This window comes from Plantibacter sp. MDV22-iso1 (assembly GCF_058408345.1).
In genome coordinates this window covers 204,008-222,752 of the sequence record NZ_JBZVDY010000002.1, presented here as the reverse complement: position 1 = coordinate 222,752, position 18,745 = coordinate 204,008, and the positions used below count along the sequence as shown (strand labels likewise).

Annotated in this window: 12 protein-coding genes and 1 other RNA gene; 5 read left to right on the top strand and 8 right to left on the bottom strand. The window is 67.1% G+C overall.

The window, feature by feature from the left end; translation table 11 throughout:
- Window positions 1–20 precede the first annotated feature (20 nt).
- From AC4PMY_RS11680 to AC4PMY_RS11670, 3 genes are all read right to left on the bottom strand, one after another.
- On the bottom strand, window positions 21–1,064 hold the full coding sequence (locus tag AC4PMY_RS11680) for an AAA family ATPase (protein WP_491622797.1): 1,044 nt from the start codon (window positions 1,062–1,064) through the stop codon (window positions 21–23).
- Window positions 1,061–1,687 (bottom strand): hypothetical protein, encoded by a 627-nt coding sequence (locus AC4PMY_RS11675; protein WP_491622796.1) that lies wholly within the window; start codon window positions 1,685–1,687, stop codon window positions 1,061–1,063. The genes AC4PMY_RS11680 and AC4PMY_RS11675 overlap by 4 nt, the downstream gene beginning before the upstream one ends.
- 471 nt (window positions 1,688–2,158) lie before the next feature.
- Window positions 2,159–2,809: an SDR family oxidoreductase gene (locus AC4PMY_RS11670; protein WP_121293855.1), complete on the bottom strand. Its 651-nt coding sequence runs from the start codon at window positions 2,807–2,809 to the stop codon at window positions 2,159–2,161.
- Window positions 2,810–2,963: 154 nt separating this feature from the next.
- Between AC4PMY_RS11670 and ffs the strand changes: the two genes are divergently transcribed.
- An RNA gene (gene ffs, locus AC4PMY_RS11665) (signal recognition particle sRNA small type) lies at window positions 2,964–3,060 on the top strand.
- A 294-nt stretch (window positions 3,061–3,354) separates the two neighbouring features.
- Here ffs and AC4PMY_RS11660 read toward each other — a convergent pair.
- Complete coding sequence (locus AC4PMY_RS11660; protein WP_491622795.1) at window positions 3,355–4,833, bottom strand: LPXTG cell wall anchor domain-containing protein; 1,479 nt, start codon at window positions 4,831–4,833, stop codon at window positions 3,355–3,357.
- A 445-nt stretch (window positions 4,834–5,278) separates the two neighbouring features.
- Between AC4PMY_RS11660 and pta the strand changes: the two genes are divergently transcribed.
- The 3 genes from pta to AC4PMY_RS11645 all read left to right on the top strand — a co-directional run bounded on the left by pta (window position 5,279) and on the right by AC4PMY_RS11645 (window position 10,112).
- A complete protein-coding gene (pta, locus tag AC4PMY_RS11655) occupies window positions 5,279–7,447 on the top strand; it encodes a phosphate acetyltransferase (protein WP_064296374.1) in 2,169 nt (722 codons plus the stop codon).
- 12 nt (window positions 7,448–7,459) lie between these two features.
- Complete coding sequence (locus tag AC4PMY_RS11650) at window positions 7,460–8,683, top strand: acetate/propionate family kinase (protein WP_079706815.1); 1,224 nt, start codon at window positions 7,460–7,462, stop codon at window positions 8,681–8,683.
- Between the two features lie 319 nt (window positions 8,684–9,002).
- Window positions 9,003–10,112, top strand: coding sequence for a hypothetical protein (locus tag AC4PMY_RS11645; protein WP_491622794.1), 1,110 nt, complete (start codon window positions 9,003–9,005; stop codon window positions 10,110–10,112).
- 479 nt (window positions 10,113–10,591) lie between these two features.
- Here the strand turns inward: AC4PMY_RS11645 and AC4PMY_RS11640 are convergent, their stop codons facing one another.
- Window positions 10,592–12,190: an HNH endonuclease signature motif containing protein gene (locus AC4PMY_RS11640; protein ID WP_491622793.1), complete on the bottom strand. Its 1,599-nt coding sequence runs from the start codon at window positions 12,188–12,190 to the stop codon at window positions 10,592–10,594.
- Between the two features lie 152 nt (window positions 12,191–12,342).
- Between AC4PMY_RS11640 and AC4PMY_RS11635 the strand changes: the two genes are divergently transcribed.
- A complete protein-coding gene (locus AC4PMY_RS11635; protein WP_491622792.1) occupies window positions 12,343–12,696 on the top strand; it encodes a hypothetical protein in 354 nt (117 codons plus the stop codon).
- A 343-nt stretch (window positions 12,697–13,039) separates the two neighbouring features.
- On the opposite strand, the gene AC4PMY_RS11630 is transcribed toward AC4PMY_RS11635, so the two are convergent.
- The 3 genes from AC4PMY_RS11630 to AC4PMY_RS11620 all read right to left on the bottom strand — a co-directional run bounded on the left by AC4PMY_RS11630 (window position 13,040) and on the right by AC4PMY_RS11620 (window position 18,723).
- Complete coding sequence (locus AC4PMY_RS11630) at window positions 13,040–14,779, bottom strand: alkaline phosphatase family protein (RefSeq protein ID WP_491622791.1); 1,740 nt, start codon at window positions 14,777–14,779, stop codon at window positions 13,040–13,042.
- 469 nt (window positions 14,780–15,248) lie between these two features.
- Window positions 15,249–16,388, bottom strand: a complete 1,140-nt coding sequence (locus tag AC4PMY_RS11625) for an acyltransferase family protein (RefSeq protein ID WP_491622790.1) — start codon at window positions 16,386–16,388, stop codon at window positions 15,249–15,251.
- 163 nt (window positions 16,389–16,551) lie between these two features.
- Entirely contained in the window at window positions 16,552–18,723 is a 2,172-nt protein-coding gene (locus AC4PMY_RS11620; protein WP_491622789.1) for an acyltransferase family protein, read from the bottom strand.
- Window positions 18,724–18,745: the final 22 nt, after the last annotated feature.

The window sequence follows — 18,745 nt, the reverse complement described above, 5'->3', positions numbered from 1 at the left end:
CGCGGTGCGTGGCCATCGGTTCAGGACCTCAGCTCGGTGCGACCGGAGTGCGGCACGGGTGTCCGCTCCAGCAGCTCGGCGAGCACTTCGGAGACGGCCTGGACGCCCGAGCGGTCGTGGGCGCTCACCGCGCGGCGGGTGGGGATGAGCCGGTGGGCGAGGACCGGCGCCAGCAGCTGGTCGATGTCGTCGGGGAGGACGAACTCGCGGCCGTCGAGCGCTGCGAGCACCTTGGCCGCACGGACGAGTTGCAGGGTGGCACGCGGGCTTGCGCCGAGGCGGAGTTCGGGGTGCACACGGGTCGCCTGCACGAGCGAGACGCAGTACTGCTCGACGATCGGCGACACGAAGACGCCGCGGGCCCAGGCGATGAGGCGCTCGACGTCGCCGCGTGACGCGACCGGACCGATGGTGTCGAGCGGGTTGACCGTGTCGCGCTGGCGGAGCATCGCGAGCTCCGCGGACGCGTCGGGGTATCCCATCGAGATGCGCGCCATGAAGCGGTCTCGCTGGGCCTCCGGCAGAGCGTAGGTGCCCTCCATCTCGAGCGGGTTCTGTGTGGCGACGACCGTGAACGGCGACGGCAGGGCGTGCGTCTCGCCGTCGACCGTCACCTGACGCTCTTCCATCGACTCGAGCAACGCCGACTGGGTTTTCGGCGAGGAGCGGTTGATCTCGTCGGCGATGACGATGTTCGCGAAGACCGCGCCGGGCTTGAACTCGAACTCGCGGTCCACCTGGTTGAAGATCGAGACGCCCGTGACGTCGGACGGGAGCAGGTCGGGCGTGAACTGGATGCGGCGGACGCTGCTGCCGACGGATGCGGCGAGGGCTTTCGCGAGGACCGTCTTACCGACGCCGGGGACGTCCTCGATGAGCAGGTGACCCTCGGCGAGCATCACGATGAGCGCCATCCGCGCGGCGAACGGCTTGCCGTCGAGGACGCGCTCGACGTTGTCGAGGATGCGCTCGGCCAGCACCTGGAACTCCTCGGCGTTCAGCGCCGGCTTCAGTTCGGCGACGGTGTCCCGTGGGGCGCGGCTGGTGTTGCTCTGCTCGGTCATGGTCGGCTCCTGCGGTCGTGGTCGAGCATGCGCTTGAACAGCAGCGCGACGATGGTGGCGAGGCCGATCGTGATGAGGGTCGGGGCGAGTGCTCCGAGGAACTGCATCCAGAGGTAATTGTCGGTCGGGCCGCTGTCGCCGACGAACCCGCGGTAGAGCAGGGTGAACGACTGCCACAGTCCCACGCCGCCGCCGAGGGTGAGGACGACACCGACGATCCAGAGGACTCGCTCCCAGACGACGGCGCGGACGCGGTGGGCGTCGGCGGCGTCGAGGTACTCCTCGTATCGCTCCTGGGCGAGCTGGGTCTGCTGCGCGTCGGGACCTGCCGAGCCAGGCTGATCGGCAACCGTCGTGGTGTCAGCGGTCTGAGCTTCGAACGGGTGGATGCGACGGTCGGCCTGCGACGGCATGCCGCGGGACGGCCGGGCGCGCGGGCCGTCGTCGAACCGGTCGTCGGTCGGCGGGCGGACGGGGCGACCGTCGGTGGGCGGCTGGATGAGCTGCGGGGCGATCTCCTCGAGCGAGGCGAGGTGGCTGCGCCGGCCGGTGTCACCGGTGTTCGGGCGCGTGCGTTCGTCCGTGTGTCCGCGCTGGAACGCGGGGTCGTAGCGTTGGTCCATCGTCGGCCTCCGTCGCGCTGCGTACATCGTCCGGGCCGGAACCCGTTGCCCGATCCTAGGACTGATAACGAACAGGTAACACCCCTGGACGTGTCGCCCACAGGAACTCCATATGTGCGCCAGGTCCCGCGCACACGGTGCCGCTGCGGGTCAGGGAACTCTTCGGAGCCGTGGGGTGTGTCGGTTGTGCGGACCCGAGCACCGAGCACGTACCCGGTCGGTGAGACGTTCTCCGGTCTTTGAAACCCGCTCCGGTCTTTGAAACCCGCTCCGGTCCCTGACACCCTTCCGGTCCCTGAGCTTGTCGAAGGGCGGGGTGTCTCGTGTGCACGTCGACAGGCTCAGTGACCGGTGTTCGTTGCCCGTCCCAGTTCCGGTCCCTGAGCTTGTCGAAGGGTGGGGTGTTCTGCGGAAACGACGACAGGCCCGGGAACGGGGATCCGTTCGCCGAGCCTGTCGAGGTGCAGGGACCTACAGTGCCGCGAGCGCCTCGCGGATCGGGGTCTCGCCGCCGATGACCTCGAACTGCGTGCGGGACGCCGCGCCCGACTCGATGAGCGCGAACAGCACGGCGGCGACGTCGGCGCGCGGGATCGAGCCGCGGCCCGTGGTCGTCGCGGCGGTGATCGTTCCGGTCGGGGCGTCGTCCGTCAGGCCACCGGGGCGCACGATCGTCCAGTCGAGGTCGCGCCCGCGGAGGTCGGCGTCGGCCTCGGACTTCGCCCGCAGGTAGACCTGGAACACCTCGTCCGAGTCGGGGTCGAAGTCGTCGGCACCCATCGACGAGACCATCACGTAGCGCGGGACCTTGGCGAGCTCGGCGGCCTCGGCGAGGAGGATGGCGCCGTCGCGGTCGAGGGTGAGCTTGCGGTCGGCGCCGCTGTTCGGGCCGGCTCCCGCCGCGAACACGACGACGTCGGCTCCGGCGAGTTCGTCGGCCAGTTCTGCCGCGGAGGAGTGCTCGAGGTCGAGGACGATGGCTCGTGAGCCGATGCCCTGGAGTTCGCCCACCTGCTCGGGGTTGCGGATGATGCCGGCGGGGGAGTGTCCTGCTTCGGCGAGCAGTCGCTGCAGGTGCAGGGCGATCTGTCCGTGTCCTCCGGCGATGACGACGTCGGTCATGTGAGTCCTCTCGTTCGATGCGGTCCCGATCGGTGCGCCGTCCGTTCGTGGGGACGGCGGTCGATCGGTGATCTGGGGCCAGTGGTCCCAGATCCGCCAGTCAACGCCTCAACCGGGGCGTACGCAACCCGGTCGCGGCTCGGGTACACTGGGTGACGGCTCCCCGCGTGGCGCCATCCAGGCCAACTCCCCCAGGGCGGAAACGCAGCAAGGGTAACCGGGCTCTGGCGGGTGCGCGGGGAGTCTTTTCGTGCCCGCGGTGCCCGCGGTGCATGCGGTGCCCGCGGTGCCCGTCTCCGGGCCCGGCACGATCAGCCCGTCCGCGTCACAGGAGGACATCCGCCTCGCAGCAGGACATCCGGCGCCGTTTCCTCCTGCTCTCGCGCCGATCTCCTGCTCTCGCGCCGATCTCCTGCTCTCGCGCCGATCTCCTGCTCTCGCGCCGATCTCCTGCGCTCGCGCCGCTCTGCCGTCGACCGCGGAAGCACGCGAAAGCCCCGGAGCCCTGCACATGGCAGGACCCCGGGGCTCGGGAGCGCGTCAGATCAGCTGAGCTGTGCGCGACGCTTCCGGACGACGAGCAGTGCGGCTCCACCGAGCATCAGCAGGGCGCTGAGACCGATGAACGCGGTGCCGTCGACACCTGTCGACGCGAGGGAGTTCCCGGCGTTGGCTGCCGGCGGCGTGGCTGCACCCGGTGCGACAGCGGCCGGGGCCGCAGCGAGGGTGAAGGACACGGGCTCGGACGGAGCCGAGATCTGGTCGACCTCGGTCGGGGCGGGGACGGTGCTCTGGATCGCGACGGTCGTGTACGCGTTCGGTGCGAAGGCGAGCGTGACGCTCCACTGACCGTTCTCGTCGACGAGGATGTCGTCGGCGGGGTCGGCCGGCTCGGCTGCAGCGCGGGCGTTCGCGGAGACCTCGTCGAGGGCGGCGGTCGGCACGGTCAGGAGACCGATGTACGCACCGGGCTCGCCGGTTCCCGTGAACGTGACGCGGTCGCCGACGACCGTCTGGCCCTCGGTCGGGCTGGTGATGCTCGGAGCGCCGAGGACGGTGTTGACCGGGAGCGTGAAGTTCACGGTCTCTTCGCCGCGGCCTGCGCCGCCGGTGACCTGGTTGACGTTGACGGTCTGGGCGACGGCTGCGTCGTCGGCGTAGGTGCCGGTGGTGGTCCACTGGCCGCCCGTGACGACGGCGGCGGTGGTGCCGGGGACGCGGTCTCCGTTGGTGTCGAGCACGTTGACGGTGGAGCCGTCGGTGCCGGTGCCGGTGAACGTGACCGTGCGGGAGCCCAGCTCCTGGCCTTCGGTCGGGCTCGTGACCGCGAAGGTCTGCGCGGGCACGGTGGTCGGGAGTGTGAAGTTCACGGTCTCTTCGCCGCGGCCTGCGCCGCCGGTCAGCTGGTTGACGTTGACCGTCTGAGCGACGGCTGCGTCGTCGGCGTAGGTGCCGGTGGTGGTCCACTGGCCGCCCGTGACGACGGCGGCGGTGGTGCCGGGGACGCGGTCTCCGTTGGTGTCGAGCACGTTGACGGTGGAGCCGTCGGTGCCGGTGCCGGTGAACGTGACCGTGCGGGAGCCCAGCTCCTGGCCTTCGGTCGGGCTCGTGACCGAGAAGACGGGGGCGACAGCCGGGAGGGAGAAGTCGACGGGGACCTGTGGGATGCCACTGCCGCCGAAGAGGCCACCGACCTTGATGTTCTGGGCGACGGTTGCGTCGTCCGCGTACGTCGGGAGCTGGAGGCTGTAGTCGATGGGCTGGCCGAAGCTGCCGCCGACGTTGGTCCGAGCGAGCGGGGTGGTGCCGTCCGCCGCGTAGACGATGACGGTCGAGCCGCCGAACACGGAACCGGTGACGGTGACGGTGCGGGAGTCGACGGTGGAGTTCTGAGCCGGCGCGGTGACCGTGAGGCCGGCTTCGGCAGCGGAGGCCGGTGCTGCGGTGAGCACCGCGCCGCCGAGGGCAAGAGCGATGGCGGCGGGCACGGCCAGTGCCTTCCGCCAGGACAGGTGTCGTGACAAGAGCATTCCTTGGGTTCGGGAGTCGGTTTGGGTCGTCCGGGATGACAGGCGCGTGCGACTGTGCAGGGCGTCCGTGTGCATGGACGGGTGTTATGACCGGACCGGGCGTCCGTCTGATGTCGGTTGCCCTGTGGGAGAAGCTAACAGTTGCCTGAGAGCTTTCGGCCCCCAAGCGGAAATTGGCTGATCGACAAAAATGCCTGGTCAGCGCAACGCTACGCGGGTGTAGCGCGGGGATCGGCGGCCACTTCGGCGGAACGTCGCGGTTGTCGATCGTGTAAGCGTTTCCATTGCCAACCATTCCCGCGGTCGCGTTGGCCGCAACATTCATGACGGCGGATATCCAGGCTTGCCCCGGGCCGGATTCGCTGCTACCGCTCCCCGAGAGGACGACATTGTGCGCTTACCCAGCCCCCGCAGAGCACGCCCCCGTAGGCTGGAAACCGTGGCGCGAAGCATTTACATCATCTCTGCCGAAGGACACTCCGGGAAGTCGACGGTGGCCCTCGGGGTCCTCGACACCCTGAGCCATCAGATCGAGCGGATCGGGGTGTTCCGCCCCATCGCACGGTCCACGACGAAACCCGACTACGTGCTGCAGCTGCTGCTCGAGCACGACGGCGTCGACCTCGCCTACGAGGACTGCATCGGCGTCAGCTACGACGACGTGCACACCGATCCCGAGGCGGCGCTCTCGCGCATCGTCCAGCGGTACAAGCACATCGAGGCGCAGTGCGACGCTGTCGTCATCCTCGGCTCCGACTACACCGACGTCGGCAGCCCGACGGAGCTCGGCTACAACGCGCGCATCGCCACCAACCTCGGTGCGCCCGTGCTGCTCGTGCTCGGCGGCCGTGCCGGTCAGGGTGCCGGAGAGCAGCTCGGGCAGTCTGTCGCCCGCACACCCGACGACATGCGCAACATCGCCGAACTCGCCCTCGGTGAGCTCGCCGACGCGCACGCCCAGTTGCTCGCTGTCGTCGCGAACCGCGCCGATCCCGACAAGCTCCTCGAGATCACCGCTGCGATCAGCGACGCCATCCACCCGAACGGTTCCGCGAACGGTTCCGTCGTCGCCCCGGCCGGCCACGCCGCCGGCGCCGCGATGGTCCCCGTCTGGGCCATCCCCGAAGACACCTTCCTCATCGCGCCGACCATGGACAGCATCCTCGAGGCGGTCGACGGCACCCTCGTGAAGGGCAGTGAGGAGCTGCTCACCCGCGAGGCGCTCGGCGTCGTCGTGGCGGGCATGTCCATGGTGAACGTGCTCCCGCGCATCACCGAGGGATCCGTCATCGTGATCCCGGCAGACCGCACGGAGGTGCTGCTCGCCGCGCTCATGGCCAACGCCTCCGGCACGTTCCCGTCGATCGCGGGCATCGTGCTCAACGGTGGGTTCCCGCTGCCCGAGGTGGTGGAGGAGCTCATCTCCGGTCTCGGCGAGATCCCGCCGATCGTCAGCACCGACCTCGGCACCTACGACACCGCGGTCCGCGTCATGAACACCCGTGGGCGTCTCGCCGCCGACTCGCAGCGCAAGTACGACACCGCGCTCGCACTGTTCGAGCAGAACGTCGACGCACCGCTCCTGCTCGAGCTGCTCAACGTGGCGCGCGCCGACGTCGTCACCCCGCTCATGTTCGAGTACGGACTGCTGGAGCGTGCACGGTCGAACCGCAAGCACATCGTCCTGCCGGAGGGCGACGACGACCGCATCCTCCGCGCGGCCGGCACCCTGCTCGCCCGTGAGGTCGCCGACCTCACCATCCTCGGTGAGGAGATCGAGGTGCGGTCGCGGGCCATCGAGCTCGGCATCGACCTCAGCAAGGCGACCATCGTCAGCCCATTCGACGCGGTGCTGCGCCTCAAGTTCGCCGAGGAGTACGCCAGGTTGCGGGCCCACAAGGGCGTCACGATCGACATGGCGAGCGACGCCGTCACCGACGTGTCCTACTTCGGCACGATGATGGTGCACCTCGGGCTCGCCGACGGCATGGTCTCGGGCGCCGCCCACACGACGGCGCACACGATCCGGCCGTCGTTCGAGATCATCAAGACGAAGCCGGGCGTCTCCGTGGTGTCCAGTGTGTTCCTCATGGCGCTCGCAGACCGCGTGCTCGTCTACGGTGACTGCGCGGTGAATCCCGACCCGACCGACGCCCAGCTCGCCGACATCGCGATCTCCTCGGCCGAGACGGCGGAGCAGTTCGGGATCGAGCAGCGCATCGCGATGCTGTCGTACTCCACCGGTGATTCCGGTGCGGGTGCCGACGTCGAGAAGGTCCGCTCGGCGACCCGGCAGGTGCGTGAGCGTCGGCCCGACCTCCTCGTCGAGGGGCCGATCCAGTACGACGCCGCTGCCGACGCCGCGGTGGCCGCGACGAAGATGCCCGACTCGCAGGTCGCCGGCCGTGCGACGGTGTTCATCTTCCCCGACCTCAACACCGGCAACAACACGTACAAGGCGGTGCAGCGCTCGGCTGGTGCCGTCGCGATCGGCCCGGTGTTGCAGGGGCTCAACAAGCCGATCAACGACCTGTCGCGCGGCGCGCTCGTGCAGGACATCGTCAACACCGTCGCGATCACCGCCATCCAGGCGCAGGAACAGGAATAGGTCCAGACACACATGCCCACCGTCCTCGTGGTGAACTCCGGTTCCTCGTCGTTCAAGTACCAGCTCATCGATGTCGAGACGGAGCGGACGCTCGCCAGCGGACTCGTCGAACGCATCGGCGACGCGACGGGTGCCGCCGAGCACCGGTCGTACCTGCCCGACGCCGCCGGCGCGACGACCCCGCCCATCGAGGAGCGCTGGGTCATCGAGCGTGAGATCCCCGACCACACAGCCGGGTTCCGGGTCATGCTCGACGCGTTCGCCGAGCACGGGCCGTCACTCGACGAGCACGCGCCGATCGCGGTCGGCCACCGGGTGGTGCACGGCGGGAAGCGCTTCTTCGAGCCGACCGTGGTCACGGACCTCGTGAAGATCAACATCGAGGACATCTCCGAGCTGGCGCCGCTGCACAACCCGGCGAACCTGCAGGGCATCAACGCGGCGCAGGTCGCGTTCCCCGACGTCCCGCACGTGGCGGTGTTCGACACGGCGTTCCACCAGACCATCCCGGCTGCGGCGTACACCTACGCGATCGATGCGGAGCTCGCCGCGAAGCACCGCGTGCGTCGGTACGGCTTCCACGGCACCTCGCACAAGTTCGTGTCGGAGGCGGCTGCGGCGTTCCTCGATCGTCCGCTCGGTGAGCTGAAGCAGATCGTCTTCCACCTCGGCAACGGGGCGTCGGCGTGCGCGATCGACGGCGGCCGGTCGGTCGACACGTCCATGGGCATGACACCGCTCGAAGGACTCGTCATGGGCACGCGCTCCGGTGACCTCGACCCCGCGGTGCTGTTCCACCTGCATCGCAAGGCTGGGCTCGGGTTCGACGAGCTCGACACGCTGCTCAACCGCCGCAGTGGTCTGCTGGGGCTGTCGGGTACCGGGGACATGCGCGACGTCACCGAGTCGGCGTCGAAGGGCGACGAAGCGGCGCAGCTCGCGCTCGACGTGACCGTCCACCGCTTGCGGCACTACCTCGGGGCGTACCTCGCGGTCCTCGGCGGTCTCGACGTGGTCGTGTTCACCGCCGGTGTCGGCGAGAACGCGCCGCTGATCCGCGCGGGTGCGGTGCAGGGGCTCGAGGGGCTCGGCATCATCCTCGACGAGGATCGCAACGCCGAGCGTGCGCGTGGCATCCGGGTGATCTCGACGGACGACTCCCCGGTGACCGTCCTCGTCGTCCCCACCAACGAAGAGCTCGAGATCGCGCGCCAGACGGTCGCCGCACTGGCCTAGCCGCGAGTCGCCGACTCTTCGGTCCCTGAGCACCCTCTGCCGGTCCCCGAGCACCTCTGCCGGCCCCTGAGCTTGTCGAAGGGCGGGGTTTCGCGCGCGCACTTCGACAGGCTCAGTGACCGAATCGGCCCCGGGCGCTTCCTCCGGTCCCTGAGCTTGTCGGAGGGCGCACGGCAGACCCTCGCTCGCGTGTCCCCCGTGCAGAGGACAAAAGAATGAGTGGTTCCCCCTATTAACTTTCCCCCTGAGTTCCCTTAGTCTCAGGAAACCGCCAGCGACGTCGCGCCTGTCGGACCCCTAGACGAAAGTACTCACCTCAGTGAATTTGAAGACGTCACGCCGCACTGCGGCTCTCGCCACCGGCATCGCAGTTGTCGCCGGATCCACCCTCCTCATCGCCGGACCCGCGTCTGCAGCTGAGATCCAGGTCACCGATGACCAGGTTGCTGCCAACGAGACGGTGTACACCGGCTGGCACGAAGGCTACGGCCTTCCCGGCTCGACCACCCCTCCCGGCGCTGACGCGGTTGTCACCGACGCCGGCCTCGAGATGACCGGTCCTTCGCAGATCATCAACGGTTACGCGGCTCCGGTCGCGGTCGACGGCGCGGATGTCACCTTCGCGACGATTGCGGCGACGGCTGGAGTCGTGTCGACGAACAACCTGGCCTACTTCCAGATCCCGGTCTACGCCGAGACTGGCGACACCAACACCTTCACCACGCTTCGTCCCGAGAACCCGGGCGCAGCGGGCCTCACCGGCAACTGGGTCGCGAGCAGCGATGACATCGCTGGCATCGCTGCGAACACGCCGACGTCCATCGCCGACCTGAGCGGCGCGCTCGGCAGCTTCGACCTGCTCGCCTTCGGTGTGCTCGTCATCGCCGGTGGCGACGACGTCGTCCAGACGATCTCGTTCAACGGCGACAACTACAACTTCGCTGCTCCGGTCGTCGCTCCGGTCTTCGACCCGCTGGTAGTTGTCGACCCCGACACGATCTACTTCTCCGACGTCCGCCCCGGCGGTGCAGGCTTCGCGGTGACCGTCACGGGCTTCACCCCGGGCGACACCCTGACGATCAGCGTCATCGACCCGAACGGCGAGGTCTTCGGGTCCGCTGACGGTGGCGACACGGTCATCGCCGACGCAGACGGTGGTTTCGCCGCAGCTGACCTCACCTTCGTGGGCGAGGGCATCCAGGTCGGTACGTACACCTTCCGCGTGACTGACAGCGCGGGTGTCTTCGCCGAGGACGCGATCGCCGTCATCGCCGACCCGGTCGCCGCTGGCGCCCCCGTCCCGACGCTGGCTGACACCGGCTCGGACTCGGGTGTCCTCGTCGGTGGCGCTGCCGCGCTGCTGCTCCTCGGCGCTGCCGGCATGCTGTTCGCAGCTGCTCGCCGCAAGGGCGCGCAGGTTACGGCCTAGTCTCACCCTGCGAAGCCCCGTTCTCAACTCCGGTCGAGGGCGGGGCTTCGTGCTGCCGCCGGGGAGCTGACACGTCGACAGGCTCAGCGCCCGTTCCCGTTCCCTGAGCTTGATGAAGGGTTGTCCGTGTTGCATTTCGACAGGCTCAATGACCGAGACCCCCCGTTCCTTGGCGTTGGTGGAGAGCTGTCCGCGGTGCGCTTCGACAAGCTCAGTGACCGATACCGCCCCCGGTCCCTGAGCTTGTCGAAGGGCACACGGGAGACTTCCTGGCTCGAGCGCGGCGGGGAGGAAGGCGGAGCGGCAGCTCCGTTGCTGCACTCCGCCCGGTCGCACGTGCCGGGACCGCTTGGCCCGGGCCATGCGCGCCGGCCATTTGCGCGTTCGGGTAACGAAAATGACCGGAAACAGTGCTTCGGAGCGTCCGGCGGCGTGGATTGGTTTGACGTCGAGATAATCGTCCGGTCGTGCTGAGCGCGTCACGCAGCGCGCAGCCTCGGCTTGCCGCCGCGTCGCGGGATGCGATGCGGGTCGATGTGCGCGGGCGGGATGAACCAGGGCACGTGGTCGCGCACGATGACCTCCCATCCGTCGTTGTGGATGCGATGGTGATGGAAACTGCACAACAGGATGCCGTTGGACAGGTCGGTCGGTCCGCCCCGTGACCACCAGACGAGGTGATGGGCCTCGGTATACGACGGTGGATGGGTACAGCCGGTCCAGGCGCAGCCACCATCGCGCTCAGCGAGGGCGATCTTCTGATTCTTGGTGAACAATCGTGTGCCGACCCCGAGGTCGAGCACCTGCGACGGCCCGCCGAGCACCATCGGGATGATCCGGCCATCGGCTGCCATGCACCGTGCGGTGCCGGCGGAGATCGGTTCGGAGACGCCGTCGATGTAGGCCCGGCCGTCGGACCACTGGCCGTCGTCGGCCAGGTCGGGTTCGTCCATGCGGATGATGAGGGAGACGGGTGCCAGTTCCATGACCGCCGACTCGCAACCTGCGGCGTGACGGAAGACCCCGACGAGGGCTTCCACGCGGTGTTCGTCCATCGTGCGGGTGTCGGGCATCTCTGCCGGCGGGACGTAGGCGTCGTCGAAGGGATCGGCTGAGGGCAGCTCACCGCCGGTTGCTGGCGCCGCGGCCGTTTCGTCAGAGGGATCGACGAACCGGACCTGCCGCAGCTGCTTGCCGACGACGGCATCCATCGTCGCGCGGACCCATCCCGCCGCCTCGGGCGCGAGGAAGGCGCGGAGCTCGGTCATGCCGTCGGGGAGTTCGCGGAGGGTGCAGCGCTGCTGCTTCCGGAGCGCGATCTCGCGCGGCACGGGGCCGTCTTGGTCGAGGCTGGTGCGGACGAGCTTGGCGAGGCTGTTGACCTCGGCGAGCGGTGCACCGTCGCAGTGCTCGATGCCTGCACTGACGGCACGGTGGACGCGTTCGTCGTCGACGCCGGAGCCCACCAGTCGCAGTTCGCGCAGCAGGATGCCCGCGCCCTCGACACTGAGTGCGGACCGGACGAAGCCGGATGGGGTGGTCGCCTCGTCGTGGTCGACCGTGCACGTCGGGTTGTCCCCTGCAGACAGCGGCAGGCAGGGGGCGTCGGCGGCGGGCCGGGGTTCGATGGCTGCGGCGATCTCAGGGCGGTCGCATTCGATGACGTCGCCGGTGAGGGCGCGCTTGGGGGTGATCGCTTGGGCGACCGAGGTGATCGTGGCGGCGCGTCCGCGAGAGATGCGCCACCGTTCCGAGAGCATGACGGCCGGCGTCGCATACCCGTGGCCGCGGGCCAACGGGTCGTGGCCGACGATGCCGCCGCGGGAGCGCTCCGACACCGAACCCATGACCCGTGCGGCCAGGACTTCGACCACATGCTGTACCGCACCCAGCTGGTCGAGGACGCGGACCACGCCTGCGTCGTTCATGCCGGCGAGTTGCTCGATGGCGTCGTCGCCCGGTCGGATCGGGTCGAGCGCGCCCGACCAGGTGCGGAGGAGCTCGGACACCGTCTCGCCCAGCGTGCCCAAGGGGTCGGCGGAGACCGGACCGAGGGGAAGGTGTGGGCTGCTGGACATGGGACCATCCAAACACGAGCCACTGACATTCGAATGCCGACCGATTCCGGCGCTGATCTGGGATATTTAGCCAACGTCTGTTGCGTTCGGATGCCTCGCCGGGCTCTGCGAGCGGCGGGGGAGTTCTCGCGTGGCCCGCGTACACTCGCCATATGCGCCCCCTCGCCGACCGTGAGCGTGACCTCCTGGTCGCCCTGATCGCCCGCGGCACGGAGCCGGGTGCCGACCGGGCCGTCGCCGCCTCCGATCGAGAACGGTGGGCGGGCCAGCTCCCGGGCGTCATGGTGCACGGGACGTGCGGGTGCGGCACGTGTCCCTCGATCGACCTTGTCCCTGAGGGCTACGACCGGCCAACCACGGCGCGTCAGACGGTCCTCGAGGCGAGTACGTCGAACGCTTTCCTCCTCCTCTTCATCGAGGACGACCGGCCGACGTACCTGGAACTCGCCCCGTTCGGCGATGAACCGATCACCGAGTTCCCGCCGGTAGCAGACGTCGAGTTCTGAGGTCGCGGGTCGGCGGGCTCGCACCTCTCGACGGGGGTCGCCACCCTTCGACAAGCTCAGGGACCGGGAGGGGTACTCAGGGACCGGGAGGGCTGTTCGGGGACCGCACGGGTGCCCGGGGTAGGGATGGGTGCTCAAGACCGGGTGGCGCGCTCAGGGACCGGGAGTGGTGCTTAGGGACCGGGAGTAGTGCTTAGGGCCCAAGAGCGCGCTCAGACCGAGCGGGCCCGCTCAGGAACCGGGAGCGGTGCTTCGGCGGCCACGGGGTGCGTAGAACCGAAGCGTTCGCATCCGTCGCGATCCGGTCCGGTCCCTGAGCTTGTCGAAGGGCACCACCGCCCGCTCAGTCCCGCGTGCCGAACAGGCCTTCGCCGTGCTTCGTCAGCACCTCGTACGCGTCGGCGTAGTTGTCCGGCAGCGGGGCACCGGGCTCGTACTTCGCGAGGAGGATCCCGATCAGTCCGAGAGCCGGCGGCGTGAGCGGTCGCTTGCGGTCCTTGTCCTTGTCGGCACGGGCGTTCGCCTCGGGGTTCGGCGGCACGTAGGCGGGCGTGACCGTCGGCCACAGCACCGGTTGCCTCGGTGAGGTGAGGTTCACGGCGTTGAAGATGCTCGTGGCAGTGCGGTCGCGTTCGGTCAGCGGGTCGAGTCCGTGCAGCTCGGCGAGGGTCTTCATGAGTGAGCCGTGATGCATCTCCTCGTTGATGACGCTGCCGGCCTTCGTGTACGCGGAGATGACGATGGTCGGCACCCGCAGTCCGAGGCGGTCGAAGGTGAAGCCCATCTCGCCCGCCTCCGGCTTGCCCGACGGCGGGGTCGCCTCAGGTGGCGCGACGTGGTCGTAGATGCCGCCGTGTTCGTCGAAGGTGACGAGCATGACCGTGTTCATCGCGTTCGAGCCGGTGGTCGACGCCCCGTGTTTGATCGCCGTGTAGACCTCGCCGAGGAGTTGCTCGCCGGCACGCATGTCGGAGTAGGCGGAGTCGAGCTCCGGGTCGAGGTCGTCCCGGCTCGGGTTGTCGGGACGGACGACCGGCGGGTGCATGTCGTTGTGGTCGAACACCATCCGTGGTTCGACGAAGGCGTAGTCGGGCAGGTCACCGTTCGCGGCGTCCTCGTGGAACTGCTCCATGCTGCGGAAGTTGCTCTTCCAGTACTGCTCGATCGACGGTGCGCTCAGCAGACCGGTGAGGGACACGACCTGTTGGGCGTCGTAGTAGACGCGCCAGGTCTTGCCGGCCTCCTCGAGTCGGTTGAACACGGTGGGGACGGCAGGTGCGCTCAGCCACTTGCCGATGCCGTCGCCCTCGATGTTGGTGACGTACCCGTGGGAGGTGCTCGCGTGGAAGAAGGAGCGGTTGCAGAAGGTCTGTGAGGGGACCGCCGCGTACCAGTGGTCGTAGACGCCGAAGTTCTTGGCGAGCGTGGACAGCACCGGCAGCATCTCGGGGGAGAAGCCGCCCATCACGGTGGAGTATTCCTCGGGCGTCGGCTTGCGTCCGCGGGCGAGCGTGGAGTTGACGATGTAGTCCTTGACGAAGCCGTCGTTCTTGGGGGAGGAGGTGTCGGCGGGGAGGTTCCACGGCGGCTGCAGCGGGTTGCGGAGGTCGCCGTTGCTCTCGGGGTCGATGGTGCCGAAGAGCTGCGTGTTGACGTGTGGGTAGAACTCGCCGGGGTCCGGGTCGGGCTGGGCCATGATCTGGTCGGTGGGGCCCGTGTAGACGTGGGCTGGGACGGCTTCGCCGGACTCGCCGGGGTTGCTGTAGTCGCCCTGGGCGAGGCCGTCGAAGGTCTGGCCGGCCGGCTCGCCTCCGGCGGGATACAGCCAGCCGAGCATGTGGTCGAAGGAACGGTTCTCGAACATCACGACGACGACGTGGTCGAACCCCGGTTCGCTGCGTCTGGGGAGCGGCGTGAAACCGTAGTCCTCCTGCGGGTCGGACGCGGTGGCGGCTGCGATGCCGCCGCCGACCGCACCGCCTGCCGCTAACCCGGCGACGCCGAAGCCCGCGGCGCGGAAGAAGTCGCGGCGGGAGGTGGGGCGCTTGGAGCGGGCATCCTGTTCCCCTCCAGGCTCGCTCACCTTTGGCTGCGCGGGGCCATCACTTTTGGTCACTTATGCCTCCCGTGGCCCATCTCACCGATCCGCATAGACCCGCGTCATCCCAGACACCGGAGCACTGACGACAATTCAGTGCCCTAGCGTCTAACGTAATCGAGCTGGAGGGAGCACGCAGGGTGTTATCGCAGGCGATGGGTGGGCTAACCCCTGGGTCTTCAACTCGACTGATCTCTAATCTGACGGAGTGGGCCATTCAGCCGAGTTCGAGAGTGTCGCCAGATCCATCCAAACGCGCAACGTCTCGCTGGATCGAGTGTGCGATGACTGCGGCCATCCAGCCGTGATTTGCCCGACACCGTCGGCGGCGGTACTTCGATTCCTCAGGCTGTCGCCTCGCGCTGCGTCATGTCCAGTTCGAGTTGAAGATGTCAGCGGCCTGGGATCGCTTCCATGCGGTTGCCGAAGCAGCCAACACGGCTCTTGACCGAAATCATGGCTGGGCCTTCGACCGGTTGCCGATGCGCGGCGGCAGGAGTCGAGTTCCCGGCGCGCGTATTTCAAGTTTTCGGCGGAGCCTCCCCAGCGGCACTTCGACCAGTCGGTAAACCAGTTCAGCAACGACCAGAGTCAGGGGGAACGCGAGCGCGTCTGCGACCGGCTCGATGGGAAGGAACGCCCCCGTGATCGAGATCGCAAGTCGGTGGAAGAGGTAGACGGAGAACGACAAGACTCCGATATGGGCGAGCCAACGATTGTTAAGGATTTTTCCTGCCCATGCGTTTGGCTGCGCGATCACGAACCAGAAGATGGGCACCAGACACATAATCTGAATGGTGTCGGCGATCGTCAAGCGGAACTGCGGAATATCGACGACGGCGGTGGCGGCGAAAACGAGCAGCGCTACCGGAACGAGCCGGCTGATGGTGCGGTCTGACAGCCCAAGCGGTGCGCGGTCTCCGACCGCTGGATTGAAGAGCAGCGCCATGGCCGCGCCGAACAGAAGCGCGTCAAAACGAGTATCTGTGGACGTATAAAGGCGGAAGAAATCTGCGCCCTGCGCCGTCAGAATGATCCTCCAGATGGGCGCAAACGCGCACGCCCCCATCAAAATGAGGGCGATCGTCCGCATGCTTAGTTTCCGCCACAGGAGGACTATCAGCAGTGCCGGGAAGATGAGGTAGAAGTGCTCTTCGACGGCGAGGGACCAGAGCATGCTCGTTTCTGGAGGCAGGCCTTCACGGCCCTCGAAAACCAGATAGTAGTTGGTGTAGTTCAGAACCTCGGCCAGAACTCCCCAACCCGTTGTGGTCGCGGGAAGGAGCCCGATCGCCCCGACGAGGACTCCGGCTCCGATGGCGAGATACGCGGGCGGGAGAATGCGGAGTGCTCTTCGCAGGTAGAACTTCGGGAGGGAGATTCTGGAAGTCTTCTCGTGTTCGCGCCGCAGCAGTGTAGTGATCAGGTAGCCGCTCAGGAAGAAGAAGATCGTAACGCCCACATGCCCTGGCCACAGCCCGGGCATCGTCGCCGTGTGACCCACGAACACGATGAGTACGGCGATGGCACGGATTCCGTCCAGAGACGGGATCGTAAATGCGCCGTGCGTCTTGCTACCTGCAGTTGCTGGCATGCTCTTCTCCCACTGGTGGTAGTGACGGACAGACGGATCGCGGAGGGATCCAGGATGCGCGGGTCAGCCCGAGGGCCACTTGTCGAGGTTCGTGGGCGGGTCTTCAAACCGTGCGCGGATACAGCACCTTGGGAGAGGCCGCCTCGAGGGCTTACGCGTGCAGCTAACCATGGAGGATGGACGCCCAGATCTCGACGAAGACTGGGACTAGAAGCGCGGAGTATTGGGGCGTCGTGTGAACTTTGTCGCGCTTCACTGCGACCCCGTCCACGAAGCTCGGACAGAGTCCGTCATCGGAACAGAACCACGACTTTGTGTCGATATAGTCTGCGCCAGTCGTTTGAGCCACCGACCGGTAGATCGAATTCACATCGTCGTACGTCGACGTGATCTCAGCAACGCAGTCTCTAGGAGAGCTGAAGTTGGTTGCACAGTCCGTTAGCGCCTTACCGAGAGGCGGCGAACTGACTATAACGACCTGCGCGCCCGAGGCCTGCAATTGAGCTACGAGAGATTCGGTGCCCTGACGCCACTCGAGTTCGGCGGCGGAGCCAGTGGCCCCAGAGGCCAGGCTATTGATGTATCCGTACATCGCTGTGATGAATACAACATCAGGGCTTTGCGCTGTGATCTCAGTCAGCGCCGCAGCCCGGTGCTGCTCACAGGCGCTGGCGTCATTCGCGTCGTCAAAGGTGGTCGAGACGTCGAAGGGTACGCACGCCGCCATCGTCAGACCGCGAACGTTGTAGTCTCCTCCAAGCCCCTCGCGAACCAAGGGCAGCAAGGTGATTCCTGTCGAGTCTCCGAGAACGACCGCTTCCTTCGTAGCTCCGTCATTCGGGAAAGCGCAGGAGGTTGGGTCCGCTACGACCGTCCGGCTGCAACCTGCACTGTCCTCGATTGGGGCGCCATCCGTGAGAATTGTTGCGATAGAAGGTGTCAGCTCTGGCCATTCTGAGGCAGCCAACGCTGCGTCGATTCGGGCACCAAGATCCGCCTGAGCGGGCATCGCTTCAGCGGCGGCTGTGGAAGTGGCGACCGGCTCGCCGAAACTAATGACTCGTGGCTCGGCAGAGGTGGCCGGTTGCGCTGGCCAGATCAAGATGGTCACGGAGATGAGCGCATAGGTCGCTATAGCGCCGAACAGCCCGTAGGTCCAGCGCTGGCGGGTTTCATCCCGCGCCGCGCGGCGTTCTGCCTTCAACTGGCGCTTGCGAGCTGCAGGCTCAAGCCAGCCGGACGTCCGAAGAGGGTTCTCAACGAAGTGGTAGGAGGTAACGGCAAGTGCGACAGTCAGGATAAGGACGATTACGGAGTACTTGATTGGATCGTCGAAGAGTGGGGCAAGGAGCACGATCAATGGAAAATGCCACAGGTACAAGGAGTAAGAGATATCACCAACGTAGCGCGTGACACGGTTCGTGAGCGGCCAAAGGAATGCTGCCCTACCACCGGTTCCAGCGGCGATGACTAGCGCTGTGCCGAGGACGGGAACCAGCGCGCCCGGCGCCGGGATCGGCGATTCGCTGTTGAGTAACGCAACACCCGCGATCATTGTGAGGATGCCGAGCCATGCGAGATATGGACGCATGACCGACGGAATTCGTACCAGTAGCGGCGCACAGACGGCGATCAGGGCGCCGACTCCGAGTTCCCAAGCGCGCGTGGCGGTCGAGAAGTAGGCCCATGCGCCATTCGTTGCGGTTTCGAACAGTGCCCACCCGAGAGAAGCCAAGACGAGAAGGCTCAAGGTCACACCTATGACGACCCGTCGAGATCTGGTGCCGATCGCGGCAGTTACGAGAGCGAGCGCCGTCAGGATGACCGGCCAGACGAAGTAGAACTGCTCCTCGACGCCGAGGGACCAGTAATGCTGCAATGGAGAGGTGCCTTCGGCGGCCCAATAGTCGGTGCCGGTTGACGCGAAGCGCCAGTTCGCGACGAAGAACAGAGAGGCGATGCCGTCCGTCAGTACGCCCTGCGCCTTCGAAACGTTGTAGATCAAGAACGAAGCAAGGACGGTTACAGTCAGGACTAGCGTCGAAGCGGGCAGAATGCGCTTGGCGCGTTTCCGATAGAACCCTCGGAAATCTATGCGCCCGTGTTTGTCGATCTGACGCAACAGCAGCGAACTGATGATGAATCCGGAGATGACGAAGAACACGTCGACACCGAGGAAACCTCCTGAGGGCCACGCAAACAAGTGGTCCAAGATAACCACCACAACCGCAAAGGCGCGCAGTCCTTGGATATCCGGGCGAAACGAGGACAAGGGCGGAGTCGCAGCCGCAGCTCGAGACCGAGCGTTGCGTCGAAGACTCATGGATGCGGTCATGCTGCTCGTTTCAGTGGAAAAT